Source organism: Clostridium autoethanogenum DSM 10061 (genome assembly GCF_001484725.1).
Lineage (GTDB): Bacteria > Bacillota > Clostridia > Clostridiales > Clostridiaceae > Clostridium_B > Clostridium_B ljungdahlii.
On the sequence record NZ_CP012395.1, the window covers coordinates 2,962,049 to 2,982,259 of the forward strand.

The 20,211-nt window shown below is 35.6% G+C and carries 12 protein-coding genes, 3 tRNA genes, 3 rRNA genes and 1 riboswitch; of the genes, 9 read left to right on the forward strand and 9 right to left on the reverse strand.

All coding sequences use genetic code 11. The features are described from left to right. Positions 1-57: 57 nt before the first annotated feature. The 5 genes from CLAU_RS13400 to CLAU_RS13420 all read right to left on the reverse strand — a co-directional run bounded on the left by CLAU_RS13400 (position 58) and on the right by CLAU_RS13420 (position 4,188). On the reverse strand, positions 58-807 hold the full coding sequence (locus CLAU_RS13400) for an ABC transporter permease (RefSeq protein ID WP_023162827.1): 750 nt from the start codon (positions 805-807) through the stop codon (positions 58-60). A gap of 21 nt (positions 808-828) precedes the next feature. Further along, positions 829-1,578 (reverse strand): ABC transporter permease, encoded by a 750-nt coding sequence (locus CLAU_RS13405; RefSeq protein WP_023162828.1) that lies wholly within the window; start codon positions 1,576-1,578, stop codon positions 829-831. Continuing rightward, on the reverse strand, positions 1,579-2,484 hold the full coding sequence (locus tag CLAU_RS13410; protein ID WP_013237325.1) for an ABC transporter ATP-binding protein: 906 nt from the start codon (positions 2,482-2,484) through the stop codon (positions 1,579-1,581). Between the two features lie 83 nt (positions 2,485-2,567). Beyond that, positions 2,568-3,497 (reverse strand): sensor histidine kinase, encoded by a 930-nt coding sequence (locus CLAU_RS13415; RefSeq protein ID WP_013237326.1) that lies wholly within the window; start codon positions 3,495-3,497, stop codon positions 2,568-2,570. Between the two features lies 1 nt (position 3,498). Beyond that, positions 3,499-4,188 (reverse strand): response regulator transcription factor, encoded by a 690-nt coding sequence (locus CLAU_RS13420; protein WP_013237327.1) that lies wholly within the window; start codon positions 4,186-4,188, stop codon positions 3,499-3,501. A 926-nt stretch (positions 4,189-5,114) separates the two neighbouring features. Here CLAU_RS13420 and CLAU_RS13425 point away from each other — a divergent pair. From CLAU_RS13425 to CLAU_RS13450, 6 genes are all read left to right on the forward strand, one after another. Continuing rightward, positions 5,115-6,624: ribosomal RNA gene (locus CLAU_RS13425) — 16S ribosomal RNA — on the forward strand. 284 nt (positions 6,625-6,908) lie between these two features. Continuing rightward, positions 6,909-6,984: transfer RNA gene (locus tag CLAU_RS13430), tRNA-Ala, on the forward strand. Between the two features lie 4 nt (positions 6,985-6,988). Then, a tRNA-Ile gene (locus CLAU_RS13435) sits at positions 6,989-7,065 on the forward strand. A 284-nt stretch (positions 7,066-7,349) separates the two neighbouring features. Then, positions 7,350-10,239 (forward strand): 23S ribosomal RNA (locus tag CLAU_RS13440). A 184-nt stretch (positions 10,240-10,423) separates the two neighbouring features. Further along, positions 10,424-10,540, forward strand: a 5S ribosomal RNA gene (gene rrf / locus CLAU_RS13445). The 16S, 23S and 5S rRNA genes sit together here with 3 tRNA genes alongside, the layout of an rRNA operon. Positions 10,541-10,554: 14 nt before the next feature. Next, a tRNA-Asn gene (locus tag CLAU_RS13450) sits at positions 10,555-10,629 on the forward strand. 353 nt (positions 10,630-10,982) lie between these two features. Here CLAU_RS13450 and CLAU_RS13455 read toward each other — a convergent pair. From CLAU_RS13455 to CLAU_RS13465, 3 genes are read right to left on the reverse strand one after another with little or no spacing between them, the layout of a single operon-like run. Then, positions 10,983-11,897, reverse strand: a complete 915-nt coding sequence (locus tag CLAU_RS13455; RefSeq protein ID WP_023162830.1) for a DMT family transporter — start codon at positions 11,895-11,897, stop codon at positions 10,983-10,985. A 21-nt stretch (positions 11,898-11,918) separates the two neighbouring features. Further along, positions 11,919-12,779, reverse strand: coding sequence for a ComEC/Rec2 family competence protein (locus tag CLAU_RS13460; protein WP_013237329.1), 861 nt, complete (start codon positions 12,777-12,779; stop codon positions 11,919-11,921). A gap of 27 nt (positions 12,780-12,806) precedes the next feature. Then, positions 12,807-13,532 carry a lysophospholipid acyltransferase family protein gene (locus tag CLAU_RS13465; RefSeq protein ID WP_013237330.1) on the reverse strand — a complete coding sequence of 242 codons (726 nt, stop codon included), beginning with the start codon at positions 13,530-13,532 and terminating at the stop codon, positions 12,807-12,809. A gap of 398 nt (positions 13,533-13,930) precedes the next feature. On the opposite strand from CLAU_RS13465, the gene CLAU_RS13470 reads away from it, so the two are divergent. The 3 genes from CLAU_RS13470 (at position 13,931) to CLAU_RS13480 (ending at position 18,326) form a co-directional block, all read left to right on the forward strand. Next, positions 13,931-15,292, forward strand: a complete 1,362-nt coding sequence (locus CLAU_RS13470; protein WP_013237331.1) for a beta/alpha barrel domain-containing protein — start codon at positions 13,931-13,933, stop codon at positions 15,290-15,292. 80 nt (positions 15,293-15,372) lie between these two features. Continuing rightward, positions 15,373-17,298 carry an aconitate hydratase gene (locus tag CLAU_RS13475; protein ID WP_023162832.1) on the forward strand — a complete coding sequence of 642 codons (1,926 nt, stop codon included), beginning with the start codon at positions 15,373-15,375 and terminating at the stop codon, positions 17,296-17,298. Between the two features lie 17 nt (positions 17,299-17,315). Next, positions 17,316-18,326 (forward strand): isocitrate/isopropylmalate dehydrogenase family protein, encoded by a 1,011-nt coding sequence (locus CLAU_RS13480; RefSeq protein WP_023162833.1) that lies wholly within the window; start codon positions 17,316-17,318, stop codon positions 18,324-18,326. Between the two features lie 162 nt (positions 18,327-18,488). Here the strand turns inward: CLAU_RS13480 and CLAU_RS13485 are convergent, their stop codons facing one another. Continuing rightward, on the reverse strand, positions 18,489-19,772 hold the full coding sequence (locus tag CLAU_RS13485; RefSeq protein ID WP_013237334.1) for an O-acetylhomoserine aminocarboxypropyltransferase/cysteine synthase family protein: 1,284 nt from the start codon (positions 19,770-19,772) through the stop codon (positions 18,489-18,491). Between the two features lie 109 nt (positions 19,773-19,881). Beyond that, positions 19,882-19,990, reverse strand: a riboswitch (SAM riboswitch). Positions 19,991-20,211 lie beyond the last annotated feature (221 nt).

Below are 20,211 nucleotides of genomic sequence, written 5' to 3' on the forward strand. Positions count from 1 at the left end.
TAAGGATCAGATGGAGAAAAGTATTCCTTATAAGCAAATTCCACCTGAACCTAAGAATCACTTGATATCCTTTTTGTTAAATTCGTATATAGAAATACTTATAAAAAATATAAAACACAAAACACTTGAAATTATAATATAATTCAAATCAACACGATAATCCAAATCAACATGTGCATTTGAATAAAAATAATCTACTGAAAGCCATGGTGATAGTAGCGGAATATATTTTGCACAATATGAAAAAGACTGAGTTCTAAGTAGACATGACAAAATAAACCCTAATATACCATAAGTCATTGGCATTATAATATTCCTGCTCAAGTTTGCAATTAATACAGGAATTGGAACTAATAAAAATTGAAATAACATAGATAATATATTTGCTTTTAAATCCTTTATTATAACATTTATCTCGGGTAAATTTCCATTTAAAAAGTAATAGCTTAATGGTATTGATATGATTTCGATAACATATGTTAAAAAAATCAATATATATATTACAACCAATTTTGACATGAAAATTTTTGATTTGCTTGCTGGATAAGCGTATAATACATTAGCTGTCTTATCTGTAAATTCCCTTGAAAATACATATGCCGATATTATTGAAAATAAAACTATAAACAGCATTATAAAATTTGTCTGTTCTATATTGTAAGCATATTTTTCAAAAGACATGTTAACTTCAGTTATATGTCTTGCAGCAAACATAAGTATTGTCATAATTGTTCCGCCAATCAAAACAAGAGGTGCAATGCAAGTCTTTTTCAATTTAAAAAATTCTGAGCATATCATATTTAACATTTTAGAATTCCTCCATTAAAATTAGTTTATATCTCCATTAATATAGTGATATAAACATAGAAATATAGATACACCAAAAGTTAAAACTGCACTTGAAATTACAAGTACATAATCAATTGGATCACCTTTATAAAAGTAGTATATGGGTAATGCGGGAAGCATGAGTGGGTCCACCTGCATATATATGCCCATAAGCATCATAAATGCAGAAGATACAGCTCCAAGTATGCCATATATTACAGGAAAGATAATGTTCTTTGTTAAGTTTCCAATTAATATTGGAATCGGTATTAGCAAAAACTGAAATAGCATGGAATATAAGTTGACTTCTATATCTTTAACAATAAGATAAGATGGAAGTAAATTTCTCCATGATATATAAAGTGTCAAATATGTGGATATAGATTGAATGAAATATGCAAATGCAATTATTATATACACTGTAATTAATTTTCCAATGAAAATTTTTATTCTAGAAGATGGATAAATAAATAAAGTATTTGCAGTTTTATCTGTAAATTCTCTTGAGAAAACATAACTTGCTATTAATGAGAAAAAAACTATATATAAAAACTGAAAACAAATCACTTCTATGTTTACCCTATAATTCATAAATAAAGTATTTCTTAGTGTTTCTGAACTACCTCTATAGTTGTTTGAAAGTGCTTGTATACATTCAAGTATTGGAACAAAAATAGCAGCAATTAAAGTTATAATTACTAGATATGACTTTTTAAGCTTTAAAAATTCAGAGTATACTATATTAAACATTTAATTGCCTCCTGTAAGCTTTATAAAATAATCTTCCAGGCTGTCCACTTTTAAACATATTTCATCTACAAGTAAATCATTTGAAACTAAAGCTTTATTTATATTTGAAATTTCCTGAAGCTTTTCATAAACCCTAAAATTATTTTTTCCCCATATGACATAATCTTTTATTCCAAGTTTTTCTTCAAGGATGAAAGAAGCTTTTTTATCATTATTCACTTTGATATTTATATAATGTCTGTTTCTTCTTTGAAGTTCGTCATAGGATATTTCTTCTAGGAGCTCTCCTTTATGAATTATGCCTATCTTATTTGCCATCTGTTGAACTTCGCTTAATATATGACTTGATATTAAAAACGTAATACCTTGTTTTTTACATAAGTCTATAATAAGTTCTCTTATTTCTTTAATTCCTATAGGATCAAGCCCATTAGTTGGTTCGTCCAATATTAAAAATTCAGGATGATGTAAAAGTGCCCTTGCAATTCCAAGCCTTTGTTTCATACCAAGTGAAAATTCTTTTACTTTTTTATTTTTAACATCACTTATACCTACTACTTTTAAGGTTTCATCTATGCAATTCTTGCCCTGGACTCCCATCATCCGCCTGTGTATTTCCAAGTTTTCACCTGCTGTAAGATTTGGATAAAATCCTGGATATTCTATCATTGAACCTATTCTCTCCAGCACTTTTCTATTTGAAGTTTTCTCAGAAAAAAGTTCGATTTCTCCAGAAGTCGGTTTTATAAGTCCCATAATCATTCTTATGGTTGTAGTTTTTCCAGCACCATTTTGTCCAAGAAATCCATATATATCACCTTTTTTTATGTGTATATTCAAATTTTTAACTGCACAAAAGTGTTTAAATTCTTTTGTTAAATTGTAAGTTTTAAGAATGTCGTCCATCACGATACCTCCATTAACATTTAATAAAAAAGGACTATGTCTATAATATACAACATAATCCTTACATGCTATTTAATAAGTTCTTACAATTTTCTTAAATTCTGCTTCAGCGTAAATTTAAATTCTGTTCTTTCAAAAGGAGTGCTGGATACAAAAATGTTTCCACCTAATGATTCAACCAACTTTTTTACTATTGTAAGTCCCAATCCACTGCTTTTTAAATTTAACTTTCTGGATTTTTCTACGGTATACAATCTATCAAATACATAAGGCAAATCTTCTTTAGGTATTCCAGGTCCATTGTCCCATACGGAAATAAAAACATTATCATTGTCACAGCTTAAATCAATACCTATTTTAGTGGCATGTGAGCCGTACTTTAATGCATTATTTATGAGATTTGCTAAAATTCTGTTTAGTGATTTTTCATCTGCCACAGCATAAACATCATCTTTTTCAAACTTTAATTCAGGTTCAATATTTATCTTTTTAAATTCACTAAAGAAAAGTAATATGTTTTGTCTTACAATTTCACATATATTTATTTCTTTTACATCAAGTTTGAAGTCATTTGAGTCCATCTTTGAAATTTCAAAAAATTCTTCTATCAAATTGTAGAGGTAAATTCCCTTACTGTAAGCTATTTTCATATAACGTTCTTTTTCAGCTAGTGTTAAGGTGGTATCATTTAACAGTAGTTCTATATACCCAAGGATTGATGTGAGTGGTGTTCTTAAATCATGTGATATATTTGATATCATCCTTTTACGAGATTCTTCACTTGTATTACTTTTGTCCTGTACTTTTTGAAGCCTGTTTATCAACCTATTTATATTTATAATCAGTTTACTTAAAGTTCTTACATGAGTTTGTGTTCTTATCCTTTGATTCAAATTTCCATTTAATATTTGATCAATGACTATTGAAATATAATTTGCTTTTTTATAAAAGCTCATTAGTATAAGTATTAGAAAAATTATTATGAATATTAAAACGCAATTTAATATACTCATATTATTCACCAAGTTTATATCCTATTCCCCATACAGTAACTATGTATTTAGGGTTGTTTGGATTATCTTCAATTTTGTTCCTAAGCCTCTTAATATGTACCATTACAGTATTATCATCGTGCAAATAGTCATTTTCCCAAACTCCATTAAATATTTGTGCTTTTGTAAAAACTCTATCAGGATTTTTAAGAAAAAACTTTAGAAGCTCAAATTCCTTTGGAGTCAAGTTTAGTTCTTTGTCTTCTTTAAAGAACTTATGATTCGAAGTATCTAATTTTAAAGATTTATATGTTAAAGTTGGATTTTTATCATGAACATTATTGTAGTATATATATCTTCTAAGCTGAGCTTTGACTCTAGCTGCAAGTTCTCTTGTGGAAAATGGTTTTATCATATAATCATCAGCACCCATGCTGAGCCCTATAACTCTATCGGTTTCTTCATTTTTAGCGGAAAGAATAATAACGGGTACAGTACTATTTTCTCGTATTTTTCTCAAAACTTCTATACCATCTATATAAGGAAGCATTAAATCTAGAATAATCAATTGAAAAGTATTGTCGTATTTCTCAAGTGCATCTTTTCCGTCAAAAGCTTGTACTATATTATAATTTTCATTTTTTAAAGTATTATAAATTAAGTTGTTTATTTCTTCATCATCCTCTATAACAAGTATTTTAGATATATTCATTTGGATACCCTCGTTTCATTAATTTTGTCTGATGGCTAGCTACTGTAACACTCCCACGCACACAGCGAAAGCGACTATACCAAATCAAAGATTTGGAATATCTGCTTGCACACAGCGAAAGCGACTATCACCAAATCAGAGATTTGGGATATCTGCTTTTCCCACTAAGTAATATTCATTGATAATCCTACAATTATTATATAAAAAGAGGAATATGTTTTTCAATGATGTAGCGATTCAAAACAAAAATAAGTTTATCTAATGATTATTAACAGGCTTCTCGGTATCTTTGATCTGATGATAGTTGCTTTTACAGAGTGCATGAGAGTATTAGAGAGGATAGTTAGCGGATAAACACTGTAATTAGGTTAAAATCAGTATAATCTCTACCGGGTGTATCTATGTGCGAAATATTAAGTATAAGAGGGAAATATTGATTATTTACAATATAATTTGTAGTATTTGAATATAAGACATCAGTGGTGTTATAAGAAATATGATAAGATTACATACGTTGCTTGAGTAGTTGATAAATGTTGCTTGAGAGCCGCGTAAATTTATATTTTGTTAGTAGAAAAAAAGATGTTGACAAAATAAAAAAGACGTGATAAACTATAAAAGCTGTCGAAGTGAGACAGCAAAATGATCCTTGAAAATTAAACAGAGGAAGATATAAGTACAACTTATTTAGAATAAACCAGCAATTCTTTTGAGCTGCGAGAGCAGCTAAAAAAGTAATTTCGTAATTTGGTGTATTATGATCAGTGATAACTGAAAGTAATATACTAAAATTGATAGTAACGAGTACAGCGAGGAAAATGCTGAACGAGGAGCGGAACTTACTAACGTAATTGAGCACCGGAGTGAAGTATTTGACGAAGCTGGGCGAAGTTAATATCAATTTTCTATAGAGCCATATAAACTTTTAAATTAAGAGTTTGATCCTGGCTCAGGACGAACGCTGGCGGCGTGCTTAACACATGCAAGTCGAGCGATGAAGCTCCTTCGGGAGTGGATTAGCGGCGGACGGGTGAGTAACACGTGGGTAACCTACCTCAAAGAGGGGGATAGCCTCCCGAAAGGGAGATTAATACCGCATAATAATCAGTTTTCACATGGAGACTGATTTAAAGGAGTAATCCGCTTTGAGATGGACCCGCGGCGCATTAGCTAGTTGGTAGGGTAACGGCCTACCAAGGCGACGATGCGTAGCCGACCTGAGAGGGTGATCGGCCACATTGGAACTGAGAGACGGTCCAGACTCCTACGGGAGGCAGCAGTGGGGAATATTGCACAATGGGCGAAAGCCTGATGCAGCAACGCCGCGTGAGTGAAGAAGGTTTTCGGATTGTAAAGCTCTGTCTTTGGGGACGATAATGACGGTACCCAAGGAGGAAGCCACGGCTAACTACGTGCCAGCAGCCGCGGTAATACGTAGGTGGCGAGCGTTGTCCGGAATTACTGGGCGTAAAGAGTGCGTAGGCGGATATTTAAGTGAGATGTGAAATACCCGGGCTTAACCCGGGCACTGCATTTCAAACTGGATATCTAGAGTGCGGGAGAGGAGAATGGAATTCCTAGTGTAGCGGTGAAATGCGTAGAGATTAGGAAGAACACCAGTGGCGAAGGCGATTCTCTGGACCGTAACTGACGCTGAGGCACGAAAGCGTGGGTAGCAAACAGGATTAGATACCCTGGTAGTCCACGCCGTAAACGATGAGTACTAGGTGTAGGAGGTATCGACCCCTTCTGTGCCGCAGTAAACACAATAAGTACTCCGCCTGGGAAGTACGATCGCAAGATTAAAACTCAAAGGAATTGACGGGGGCCCGCACAAGCAGCGGAGCATGTGGTTTAATTCGAAGCAACGCGAAGAACCTTACCTGGACTTGACATACCCTGAATATCTTAGAGATAAGAGAAGCCCTTCGGGGCAGGGATACAGGTGGTGCATGGTTGTCGTCAGCTCGTGTCGTGAGATGTTAGGTTAAGTCCTGCAACGAGCGCAACCCCTGTTGTTAGTTGCTAACATTTAGTTGAGCACTCTAGCAAGACTGCCGCGGTTAACGCGGAGGAAGGTGGGGATGACGTCAAATCATCATGCCCCTTATGTCCAGGGCAACACACGTGCTACAATGGGCAGTACAGAGAGAAGCAAGACCGCAAGGTGGAGCAAACCTCAAAAACTGCCCCCAGTTCGGATTGCAGGCTGAAACTCGCCTACATGAAGTTGGAGTTGCTAGTAATCGCGAATCAGAATGTCGCGGTGAATACGTTCCCGGGCCTTGTACACACCGCCCGTCACACCATGAGAGCTGGCAACACCCGAAGTCCGTAGTCTAACTTAGGAGGACGCGGCCGAAGGTGGGGTTAGTAATTGGGGTGAAGTCGTAACAAGGTAGCCGTAGGAGAACCTGCGGCTGGATCACCTCCTTTCTAGGGAGTCGAAAGATAGAGTATAATCTATCTTATAAATTGATGGTTTAAGTAAGTTAGAAAGTCTACTCTGTTTAATTTTGAAGGATCAGATAGATTCTTCACAGTATCACTTTTGAATTTAAGTGGTATGATGATGATAAAAATTGATAGTAACGAGCAAGACAAGGAAAAACTTGAATGAGGAGCGGAGTTTACTAGTGTAAATGAGCACCGGAATGAAAGTTTTGACGAAGTATTGTGAAGTTAATAGCAATTTTTTAAAAATAGAATAAAAGTATTTTGGGGGTATAGCTCAGCTGGGAGAGCATCTGCCTTGCACGCAGAGGGTCAAGAGTTCGAATCTCTTTATCTCCACCATTTAGGGCTTATAGCTCAGCTGGTTAGAGCGCACGCCTGATAAGCGTGAGGTCGATGGTTCGAGTCCATTTAAGCCCACCAAAGGTTTTCATTAGAAAACCATTTTCAATTTATAATGTAAATTGAAAAATTGTCCTTTGAAAATTGCACAGTAAATAAGAAATAAAGTAAAGCTAAGGTTATAATATAACCTTTGTAGTAAAGTATCATTTTCAAAATGATATGATGATAATAAGAAAATTGATAGTAACGAGCAAGACAAGGAAAAACTTGAATGAGGAGCGGAGTTTACTAGTGTAAATGAGCACTAGAATGAAAGTTTTGACGCAGTATTGCGAAGTTAATAGCAATTTTCGATAATGAAAGGTCAAGCTACAAAGGGCGCATGGAGGATGCCTTGGCACCAGGAGCCTAAGAAGGACGCGATAAGCTGCGAAAAGCTCTGGGTAGGCGCAAATAGCCAGAGAACCAGAGATATCCGAATGGGGAAACCCACCTAGACAACGCTAGGTACTGCAAACTGAATACATAGGTTTGTAGAGGCAAACCCGGGGAACTGAAACATCTAAGTACCCGGAGGAAGAGAAAGAAACATCGATTTCCTAAGTAGCGGCGAGCGAAAGGGAAAGAGCCCAAACCAGGAACTTGTTCCTGGGGTTGCGGATAGATCATAAAAACTGTGAAGTGTTAATTGAAGAGAGCTGGAAGGCTCCGCCGTAGAAGGTAAAAGCCCTGTAAATGAAAACAAAGAGCAGTCAGATCTAATCCAGAGTACCACGAGACACGAGAAACCTTGTGGGAAACAGGGAGGACCACCTCCCAAGGCTAAATACTACCTGGTGACCGATAGAGAAGGAGTACCGTGAGGGAAAGGTGAAAAGAACCCCGGGAGGGGAGTGAAATAGAACCTGAAACCGTGTGTCCACAAACAGTCGAAGTACGTAAAGTACGACGGCGTGCTTTTTGTAGAACGAGCCAGCGAGTTATGATATGCAGCAAGGTTAAGTACTTAAGGTACGGAGCCGGAGGGAAACCGAGTCTGAAAAGGGCGAAAAGTTGTATGTTGTAGACCCGAAACCGAGTGACCTATCCATGGCCAGGTTGAAGCGGAAGTAAAATTCCGTGGAGGACCGAACCACGTTGGTGTTGAAAAACCATGGGATGAGCTGTGGATAGCGGAGAAATTCCAATCGAACTCGGAGATAGCTGGTTCTCCTCGAAATAGCTTTAGGGCTAGCGTCGGAAATGAGTAATGGAGGTAGAGCACTGAATGGGGTAGGGGCTGACAACAGTTACTGAACCTTATCAAACTCCGAATGCCATATACTTGAATTCCGGCAGTCAGACTGCGAATGATAAGATCCGTGGTCAAAAGGGAAACAGCCCAGACCACCAGCTAAGGTCCCAAAGTGTAAGTTAAGTGGGAAAGGATGTGTGATTTCTAAGACAACTAGGATGTTGGCTCAGAAGCAGCCACTCATTTAAAGAGTGCGTAATAGCTCACTAGTCAAGAGATCATGCGCCGAAAATGTCCGGGGCTAAAACTTACCACCGAAGCTGTGGACTCGAAAGAGTGGTAGAGGAGCATCCTGTATGAGTAGAAGTCGTACCGGAAGGAACGGTGGATTGTACAGGAGAGAGAATGCTGGCATAAGTAGCGAGAAATAAGTGAGAATCTTATTGGTCGAAAACCTAAGGTTTCCTGGGGAAGGTTCGTCCGCCCAGGGTAAGTCGGGACCTAAGCCGAGGCCGAAAGGCGTAGGTGATGGACAATCGGTTGAAATTCCGATACCGCATAAAAGCGTTTGACAAAAGGGATGACGCAGGAGGATAAGGTGTGCATACAAATGGATGTATGTCTAAGCATCGAGTCAGGTATACCAGGAAAATCCGGTATATCAATGATGAGGTGTTATGGGGAACCCGCAAGGGGAAGTACCTGATTTCACGCTGCCGAGAAAAGTCTCTATGGAGTTTTTATGTGCCCGTACCGCAAACCGACACAGGTAGGTGAGGAGAGAATCCTAAGACCATCGGAAGAATTGTTGTTAAGGAACTAGGCAAATTAACCCCGTAACTTAGGGAGAAGGGGAGCCACGCAAGTGGCCGCAGAGAAAAGGCTCAAGCAACTGTTTATCAAAAACACAGGTTTCTGCTAAAGCGAAAGCTGAAGTATAGGAGCTGACGCCTGCCCGGTGCTGGAAGGTTAAGGGGAAGACTTAGCGCAAGCGAAGGTCAGAACTTAAGCCCCAGTAAACGGCGGCCGTAACTATAACGGTCCTAAGGTAGCGAAATTCCTTGTCGGGTAAGTTCCGACCCGCACGAATGGCGTAATGATTTGAGCACTGTCTCGACAACAAATCCGGCGAAATTGAAGTGCAAGTGAAGATGCTTGCTACCCGCGATTGGACGGAAAGACCCCGTAGAGCTTTACTGCAGTTTAGCACTGAATTTCGGTATTGTCTGTACAGGATAGGTGGGAGACTAGGAAGTAGTGGCGCCAGCCATTACCGAGTCGATGTTGGGATACCACCCTGATAGTACTGGAATTCTAACCGGGCTCCATGAAACTGGAGACGGGACAATGTTAGGCGGGCAGTTTGACTGGGGCGGTCGCCTCCTAAAAAGTAACGGAGGCGTACAAAGGTTCCCTCAGAAGGGTTAGAAATTCTTCGAAGAGTGCAAAGGCAGAAGGGAGCTTGACTGCGACACAAACAGGTGGAGCAGGGACGAAAGTCGGGCTTAGTGATCCGGTGGTACCTCGTGGGAGGGCCATCGCTCAACGGATAAAAGCTACCTCGGGGATAACAGGCTGATCTCCCCCAAGAGTTCACATCGACGGGGAGGTTTGGCACCTCGATGTCGGCTCGTCGCATCCTGGGGCTGAAGTAGGTCCCAAGGGTTGGGCTGTTCGCCCATTAAAGCGGCACGCGAGCTGGGTTCAGAACGTCGTGAGACAGTTCGGTCCCTATCCGTCGCGGGCGCAGGAAATTTGAGAGGAGCTGTCCTTAGTACGAGAGGACCGGGATGGACCGACCGCTGGTGAACCAGTTGTTCCGCCAGGAGCATAGCTGGGTAGCCAAGTTGGGAAGGGATAAACGCTGAAAGCATCTAAGTGTGAAGCCCACCTCAAGATAAGATTTCCCATAGCGTAAGCTAGTAAGACCCCTCGAAGAACACGAGGAGATAGGTCAGAGGTGTAAGCAGGGCAACCTGTTAAGCTGACTGATACTAATAGGTCGAGGGCTTGACCAAATAAAAACGAAAGAAAAAAAGTTTACTGTGCAATTTTGAGAGGACAGAGTAATTTGAACTCTTAAAAGTTAATATATATGAAAATTGATAGAAATAGTAATTTTTGATAATTTAATGAGACTCAATCAGCTAAAGCTGATGAGTACCGATTTATACCAAAATCAAAGATTTTGACAAATCGGTATCTGGTGGTAATGACGTGAAGGTAACACCCCTTTCCATACCGAACAGGAAGGTTAAGCTTCAGGGTGCCGATGGTACTGCAGGGGAGGCCCTGTGGGAGAATAGGTCGCTGCCAGGTGAAAAAATTATTGTTCCGTGGTAGCTCAATGGTTGAGCATTCGGCTGTTAACCGAAGGGTTGGAGGTTCGAGCCCTCTCCACGGAGCCATTTTTTATTTTATAGATTAAAAACTAATAAATTTGAATATATGTGAAAGCAGATTAATAAAATTAATCTGCTTTATTTATGCTTTTGACATGGGTATAATCTTATTACTGAAAGTCTGATACGGGAGATGTGTGGGCTATGCATACAAGAAAGGCTATTGGAGAATATCCAATAGCCTTATATTATCTAAGTCGTTAACTAACAAGTATCTTAAAGAAATAGATTTAGTTTCTGTATCTGAAGTATATTTATTAGTATACTAATTTCTTTTGAACCACTATGTACTGAACTGTGTGGGAAATCTGCTAAATAAAATAATTATTCAACTCCTACTTGATTAGTGTATCCTATTATTATGACTTTTTATTGTAAGATAAGATTAAAACTGTACTTAAAATAAGTATACTTCCTATAATATCAAATATACCAAAAGGAGTGTGAAGCCATAGTATTGACACTGTAGTTGCAGACATAGGTTCTAAACAAGAAAGTAAACTTGTTTCTGAAGCTTTAATGTACCTTGTACTATCCAAATACCAATAGAAGGAAACAAGGGTTCCAAAAACAACTACAAAAGTAATTGCTAAAATTGAATCAGTAGAGTATTCTCCTTGTATTCTCCAAAAAGGATGAACGAAGCTAAAGAATATTCCACCTAAAAGCATTCCCCAACCAATTACAATATCACACCCCCATCTTTTAATAATATATGCAGGTTGAACTACATAAAATGCAGCAGCAAATGCTGATAAAACTCCCCAGAATAAAGCTAAGTTGGAGATGGCTAGGCTATGTATATTACCTCTAGTAATGAGTAAGAACGTACCTAATAAAGCCAGCAGGATTGATAATGTTTCCCTTAAGGTAGGAAGTTCTTTAGATTTAAAGGACACATAACATACAATTATTACTGGACTCAGATATTGAAGTATTGTAGCTGTAGCAGCATTCCCATATTTAATCGATGCAAAATAACCATATTGTACGCCTATTAATCCTATGATACTAAAGAAAATTATGTTTCTCCTACCGTATTTAGATTTCCATATATTAAAGATTTTTTTACCATTCTTTAAGTATAGAAATATAAGTAGGAGTGATCCTGACAGTAAAAGACGAATATCTACAAGCCATTCTGGACTAATATCTTTTTTTTGAAAAAGATATTGAGCTACAGGTCCTGAAACACCCCAAAGCATAGAAGCGGATACTACTAGTAGTATCCCTTTCATCCTTGAATTGTTTTTTAATGTAATTTGAGTATCCATTGCAATTCCTTTCTGTGATTGTTAGTCTTGTTTACTTATCTTAGTGCCATTACTAGTGAGAATGATTGTTCCACTTATATCGGTTCTATATATTTGTATATTTTTCTTTTTAAGTTTATTTATTGTCTTTTTATGTGGATGTCCATATTTATTATTTTTTCCGCAACTTATTACTGCTATTTTAGGATTAACTTTATCCAGAAATTGTTGTGAAGTGGAGCTTGAACTACCATGATGGCCAACTTTTAGTACATCAGCTGATAGATCATAATTTTTATCTATCATTTCCATTTCACTTGTTTTTTCTGCATCCCCTGTAAAAAGAAATTTGGTATTTCCATAAGTTAGTTTTAATACTACTGAATAATTATTTGTATCTGGATAACTCTTACTATTAGGTGCAAGTATTTCTGCAGTTGTATTTTTACCTAAGTCTAACTGTAATCCAGGAGTTGGAGCATCTATTTTCATATTTTTATTTTTTAATTGTTGAATCATATACTCAAAAGTTTTTGTATTAACTATTTTTTTAGGAGTATAAAACTTATTAACAGTGTATTTTTTTATTACATTTCCCATGCCACCTATGTGATCTTCATCAGGATGGGTTGCAATTACATAGTCAAGTTTTTTAATATTTTGTTTATTTAAATAAGACATCAATTTGTCTCTACTTTCATTTGGGCCAGCATCTATCAAAAGGTTTTTTCCATTTACTTGTATTAATTCACTATCTCCTTGTCCTACATCTATATAATGAACTTTAAGTCCACTGTAGTTGGAATTAGTATTTGAATTAGTATTATTTGTACATCCTGACATTAGAAATATGAAAATAAATACGATTGATAGTATATTAAAGTATTTTTTTATAAATTTCATTCAGTGTCCTCCTTTATGAATCCTATATTAATTTTCTAAATAAATATGTTTACTTATTTCTGATTTTATGTTATCTGCTAAAGATTCTCTCTCTTCTCTCGAAAGAGAATCTGTATAAATTGGCTTACATATAGTTATATTTACATTTGCAGATTTTATCATAGAATGAGCATTTCCCTCTCTTAGTTTATAACTTCCATCTATAGCAATTGGAACTATAGGTACTTTAGATTTTAAAGCCAGTTTTAAACTTCCCTTTTTAAATTCTCCTATTCTAGGGCCTTTACTTCTGGTGCCTTCAGGAAATATTACCATACTATGTCCATTATTTAATAGTTCACTACCTTTATTTATAGATTTTATTGATTCTCTTATATCATTTCTATTTATAAAAATACAATTAATTTGTTTCATCCAGTAAGAAACTAATTTGAACTTCGTTAGTTCTTTTTTAGCTATAAATCCTACAGTCCTGTCTAAAGAAGATAGTATTATAGGTATATCTAAAAAACCTTGATGGTTTGAAACAAAAAGGCAGGGAACCTGTGGAATGTTTTCTGTACCGGTTACTTTTACAGATGCATTTATAAGCTTTAATATAAAATTAGACCATTTTTTCACAGCTATATATATATAATTTTCAGCTTCTTTTTCAGAACCACTTTTTCTAATTCTGTCTAACTTCAATTTTTTAACTAATGAATAGACCATGTACAAGAAAAAAACTACATAAAATAAAAAAGTTTTTAACATAAAATTATTCCTCCTTGAAAATTCTAATTATGAGTTCATGATAATACAACATTTATTATAACATATACAGTACTTCAAATTAGTATAGAGCCAATATTTGATTAAAAAATCCTATTATGTATTATAAAAGACCCATAATGAATACGTTACATAAAATTGCGTCAAAAATAACAAATAAATATTTGCTTATCAATAATAAAAGTGATACAATATAAGCATATTTATTATAGAAATGGTACTAATAAGCCATGAATATGCTTACAAATATTCAAAAACAGTACATAAATATAGATTACAAAAAATAAACGCAAAATTCATATATGAAATATAATGTATAAAATAATTCAAAAAGACATTTTAAAAGATAGGTCCAATATTAATCCGAGGAGATGAATTAAATGAAAAAAAGTTCCTATGAATATAAATTAAATAATGTAGATAGTCCCAATTTTTATAAAAATATATTTCCCTATGATGAAATTCCAAAAATAAATTTTAATGGAGTACAAATACCTAAAGACTTACCTGAAAATATATATATTACGGATACTACATTTAGAGATGGCCAGCAGTCAATGCCTCCGTATACTACAGAACAGATAATTAGAATTTTTGATTATCTTCATAATTTGGATAATAATTCGGGAATAATAAAACAGACGGAATTTTTTTTATACACAGAGAAGGATAGGAAAGCTGCTCAAGTATGTATGGAAAGAGGATATGAATTCCCGGAGGTTACTTCATGGATAAGGGCTAATAAAGAAGATTTTAAATTGGTAAAACAAATGGGAATTAAAGAAACGGGAATGCTTATGTCTTGTTCAGATTATCATATATTTAAAAAGTTGAGAAAGACTAGAAAAGAAACTATGGATATGTATTTAGGTATAGTTAAAGAAGCTTTGGATAATGGAATTCGTCCAAGATGTCATCTAGAAGATATAACCAGGGCTGATTTTTATGGATTTGTAGTTCCACTTGTAAATAAGTTAATGGAATTATCGAAACAATCAGGTATTCCTATAAAAATAAGAGCCTGTGATACCCTTGGACTAGGAGTATCTTATAGTGGAGTGGAATTACCAAGAAGCGTACAGGCTATTATGTATGGTCTTAGGAACAATTGTGGTGTTCCTTCAGAATGTATAGAATGGCATGGACACAATGATTTTTATGCAGTAGTAAATAATTCTACAACAGCTTGGCTATATGGTGCATCAGCTGTAAATACTTCATTTTTAGGAATTGGAGAGAGAACAGGAAACTGCCCACTAGAAGCTATGATATTTGAATATGGACAGATAAAAGGAAATACTAAAAATATGAAACTTGAGGTTATAACGGAATTATCAGAGTATTTTAAAAAAGAAATGGAATATGCAGTTCCACCTAGAACCCCTTTTGTGGGAAAAGAATTTAATGTAACTAGAGCTGGAATACATGCAGATGGAATATTAAAAGATGAAGAAATCTATAATATATTTGATACGGATAAAATTTTAGGAAGGCCAGTTGTAGTAGCTGTAAATCAATATTCCGGTCACGCTGGAATTGCAGCCTGGATTAATACCTATTATAGATTAAAAGATGAAGAAAAAATTGATAAATGGGATACTAGAATTGCTAAAATTAAAGAATGGGTGGATGAACAATATAAAGCAGGAAGAACTAGCATAATAGGAAATGATGAACTAGAATTATTAGTTGATAAGATGCTGCCAGATATTTCACAAAAAAAAGAAGAAAGAGCTAGCTAGAGTAGATACAAGATTTATATAATAAATTCAATGGATTATAAGTTGAAAGTTTATCTACAACTATATAATGGAGGATAACAATGGGATTAAATGCATCACAAAAAATTATAAAAAATCATTTGGTTAAAGGTAAAATGATAGTAGGAGAGGAAATAGCTATAAAAATAGATAGAACACTTACCCAGGATTCAACTGGAACTATGGCTTATCTTCAATTTGAAGCACTTGGAATAAATAGAGTGAAAACTAAAAAATCTGTAGCTTATATAGATCACAATATACTTCAATCAGGTCCAGAAAATGCAGATGATCATCTTTACATTCAGACTGTGGCAAAAAAACATGGCATATATTTTTCAAGACCTGGAAATGGAATATGCCATCAAGTTAATCTTGAAAGATTTGGAGTGCCTGGGGATACCCTTTTGGGTTCAGACAGTCATACACCTACAGGCGGAGGTATAGGAATGCTTGCCATTGGTGCTGGTGGATTAGATGTAGCAGTAGCTATGGGCGGTGGAGAATATTATATAAATATGCCTAAGATAGTAAAAGTTAACTTGAGGGGTAAGTTAAGTCCCTGGGTTACAGCAAAAGACATTATTTTAGAAATGCTTAGAAGATGCACAGTTAAAGGTGGAGTAGGGAAGATATTTGAGTATGTGGGAGAAGGAGTGAAAACTTTATCTGTACCCGAAAGAGCGACAATAACAAATATGGGAGCAGAACTTGGAGCTACTACTTCCATATTCCCAAGTGATGATACAGTACGCGATTTCTTAAAAGCCCAGGGAAGGGAAAAGGATTTTTCGTATGTTCAGCCGGATGCAGATGCAGTTTATGATGAAGAAATGGAAATAAATTTATCTACTCTTGGGCCTATGGTAGCCTGTCCGCATAGTCCAGATAAAGTTGTACCAGTATCCCAGCTTAAAGATGTTAAAGTAAATCAGGTATGTATAGGAAGTTGTACTAATTCTTCTTTTGTAGATATGATGAAGGTTGCACATATATTAAAGGGAAAAACAGTTAATGAAAATGTATCACTTACTATATCACCGGGTTCAAAGCAGGTTTTAAACATGATTGCTCAAAATGGAGGACTTGCATCTATGGTAGGGTCAGGGGCTAGAATACTTGAAAGTGCCTGTGGACCTTGTATAGGTATGGGACAGTCACCATCTACAGATGCAGTATCACTTAGAACGTTTAATAGAAATTTTGAAGGAAGATCTGGAACAAGATCAGCTAAAATTTATCTTGTAAGTCCTGAAATTGCAGCTGCATCTGCAATAAAAGGCTATATTGCAGATCCAAGAGAACTGGGAGAACCTATTTATATTGAGATGCCAGATGAATTTCTTGTAGAAGATAATATGATTGCTCCTCCTGATAAAACAGGAGATAACATTAAGGTAGTTAGAGGCCCTAATATAAAGCCTTTTCCAAAGGCAAAGTCTTGTGAGAATATAACTTGTGGCAAAGTACTTACAAAAGTTGGAGATAATATAACTACGGACCATATAATGCCGTCAAATGCAAAATTGCTTCCTTATAGGTCAAACATACCTCATTTAGCTGAATACTGCTTGACTCCTTGTGATGAAGATTTTCCTAAAAAAGCAAAGGAAAATGGAGGAGGAATTATTGTAGCTGGAAGTAACTATGGTCAGGGTTCCAGTAGGGAACATGCTGCACTTGCTCCTCTTTATCTTGGAGTAAAGGCAGTTCTTGCTAAATCTTTTGCTAGAATTCATAGGGCAAATTTAATAAATAATGGAATAATACCTTTAGTTTTTGAAAATGAAGATGATTATGACAAGATAGATGTTATGGATGAACTGGTTATAGAAGATACTTTAAAACAAATTAAGAATGATGTAGTGACTGTGAAAAATAAGAATAGAAATGAAGAATACAAAATGGTATTTAATGTTACGGACAGACAGAGAGATATGATAAAGTTTGGTGGACTTTTAAATATGATGAAAGAAAATAACAAGTGATTATTGGAGGATTAAAAATGACGCATAAAGTTACTCTTATTAAAGGTGATGGTATAGGACCAGAAATTTGTGAAGCTGTAAAAAAAGTTATAGATAAGAGTGGGGCAGATATTGACTGGGAAATACTTGAGGCTGGAGCTTCAATTTTGGATAAATATGGTACACCAATACCAGATAATATTATAGAAAGTATAAAGAAAAATAAAGTAGCACTTAAAGCACCAGTTACTACCCCTGTTGGAAAAGGATTTAAAAGTGTCAATGTAACTCTTAGAAAAAAATTAAATCTATATGCAAACATAAGGCCTATAAAAACTTATGCTGGAGTAAAATGTAGATATGATAATGTGGATCTTGTAATATTTAGAGAAAATACAGAAGATTTGTATGCAGGGATTGAGCATATGATAAATGATGAAATAGCAGAAAGCGTTAAAATAATATCTAAAAAGGCAAGTGAAAGAATAGTAGAGGCAGCTTTTCAGTATGCAATTAAAAATGGAAGAAAGAAAGTTACGGCAGTTCACAAGGCTAATATAATGAAACTTTCAGATGGACTTTTTTTAAAAACAGCTGAAAAAGTAGCGGAAAAATATAAAGGTATTCAATTTGAAAGTGTAATAGTAGATGCTATGAGTATGAAACTTGTACTCAATCCAGAGGACTATGATGTACTTGTTATGCCTAATTTATATGGAGATATTTTATCAGATATGGCATCAGGACTTATAGGCGGGCTTGGATTAGTACCAGGGGCTAATATAGGAGAAGATGCAGCAGTGTTTGAAGCTGCCCATGGTTCGGCTCCGGATATTGCAGGACAGAATAAAGTAAATCCAACGGCTATAATACTTTCGGGAGTTATGATGCTTAACTATTTAGGTGAAACAGAAGCGGCAAATAAAATTGAGATAGCTGTAGAATCTGTACTTAGAGAAGGTAAATATTTAACAGAGGATTTAGGAGGAAATGCTACTACTACTGTATTTACTAAAGCTATTATAGAGAAAATTGAAAATTGTAATTAAGTATACTTAATTTTTTTAGTTGAAAGTTGATAGTGGATAATTGTCAACTTTCAACTATTTAAAATCATACATAGGGCTGACATACTAATTAATTAGTAGTCAGCCCATTATTTATGGGTTAAAATAATATAAAAATTATGGGAGCCAAATTAAATTAATTTATCAAGCTTTTGCAAGAGCCTGATCCAAATCGTATATAATGTCATCAATATTTTCCACACCTATTGAAAGCCTTATAAGGTCTGGAGTAACTCCAGCAGCTTTTTGTTGTTCTTCATTTAACTCTGCATGAGTTGTACTTGCAGGGTGAATTACTAATGATTTTGCATCTGCTACATTTGCAAGTAAGGAGAACAATTTAACGCTGTTTATAAATTTCTTTCCTGCTTCAGATCCACCTTTTATTCCAAAGGTAAATATTGAACCTGCCCCTTTTGGAAGGTATTTCTTAGCTAATTCTTTGTATGGACTTCCATCAAGTTCAGGATAGTTTACCCATGCAACTTTTGGATGTTTACTTAAAAATTCAACTACTTTTCGTGTATTTTCTACATGTCTCTCTACTCTAAGAGAAAGTGATTCAAGTCCAAGTAAGAAATAAAAAGCACTTTGTGGACTTAGTGTTGCGCCTGTGTTTCTTAAAAGTTGTACTCTGGCTTTTGTAGCAAAAGCTGTAGGTCCAAGATCTGCATATACAAGCCCATTATAGCTTTCATCAGGTGTTGTAAAGTCAGGAAATTTTCCGCTTGCTGCCCAGTCAAATTTTCCACCATCTACTATAATTCCGCCTAAAGTAGTCCCGTGACCACCTATAAATTTAGTTGCAGAATGAACAACTACGTCTGCACCATATTCTATAGGTCTTACTAGATAAGGAGTTCCAAAAGTATTATCTATAATAAGAGGAATTTTGTTTTCATGGGCTATGTTTGCTACAGCTTCTATATCCAAAACATTGATTCTAGGGTTACCTATTGTTTCTGCATAAACTGCTTTAGTTTTATCTGTAATAGCTTTTCTGATGTTTTCAGGATCATCGGGATCTACAAAAGTTACATCAATTCCTAACTTTTTCAAGGTTACTGAAAACAATTCATAAGTTCCACCATAAAGTGTGCTAGCTGCAACTATATTGTCTCCTGCACTTGCTACATTTAATACAGCGTAAAGTATTGCTGCAAGTCCGGAAGATGTAGCAAGGCCTGCGCTGCCGCCTTCAAGGGCTGCTACTCTTTGTTCAAATACGTCTTCTGTTGGGTTCATTATTCTGGCATAAACATTTCCTGGTTTTTTAAGCTGGAAAAAGTCTGCGGCTTCATCGGCATCTTTAAATACAAAGGATGTAGTCTGGTAAATTGGAACTGCTCTTGCACCTGTAGTTGGGTCAGGCACCTGGCCTGCATGTACTTGTAATGTTTCAAATCCTAATTTTCTTTCTTCACTCATTTTTTCGTCCTCCTAATACCTTTTAATATTTTGAGCGAAACTTCTATAACCTGGCAGAATAAAAAAATCTTCTTGTAAGATAAGTTACAAGAAGATTCTATCTTCATGCTTCTCATCTTTCAGGTTAACACCTGCTGGAATTAGCACCGTTGAATGAAAATGATCATTCAGGTTGCCGGGCATCATAGGGCCAGTCCCTCTGCCACTCTGGATAAGAAGTTCCGTATTCGATTGAGAAAATCATACCAGACATAGATAAGGTTTGTCAATAGAAAAATAAAAAAATATTTAGAAAATTTTATCTGATGGCTACCTACTGTAATACTCCTACGCGCTCTGTGAAAGCGACTATCATCAAATCAAAGATTTGAGATATCTGCTTTTCTATCAAAGTGGGAGCTAACAGTAGCTGCACCCCTAGATAATTCATCTAGACTTA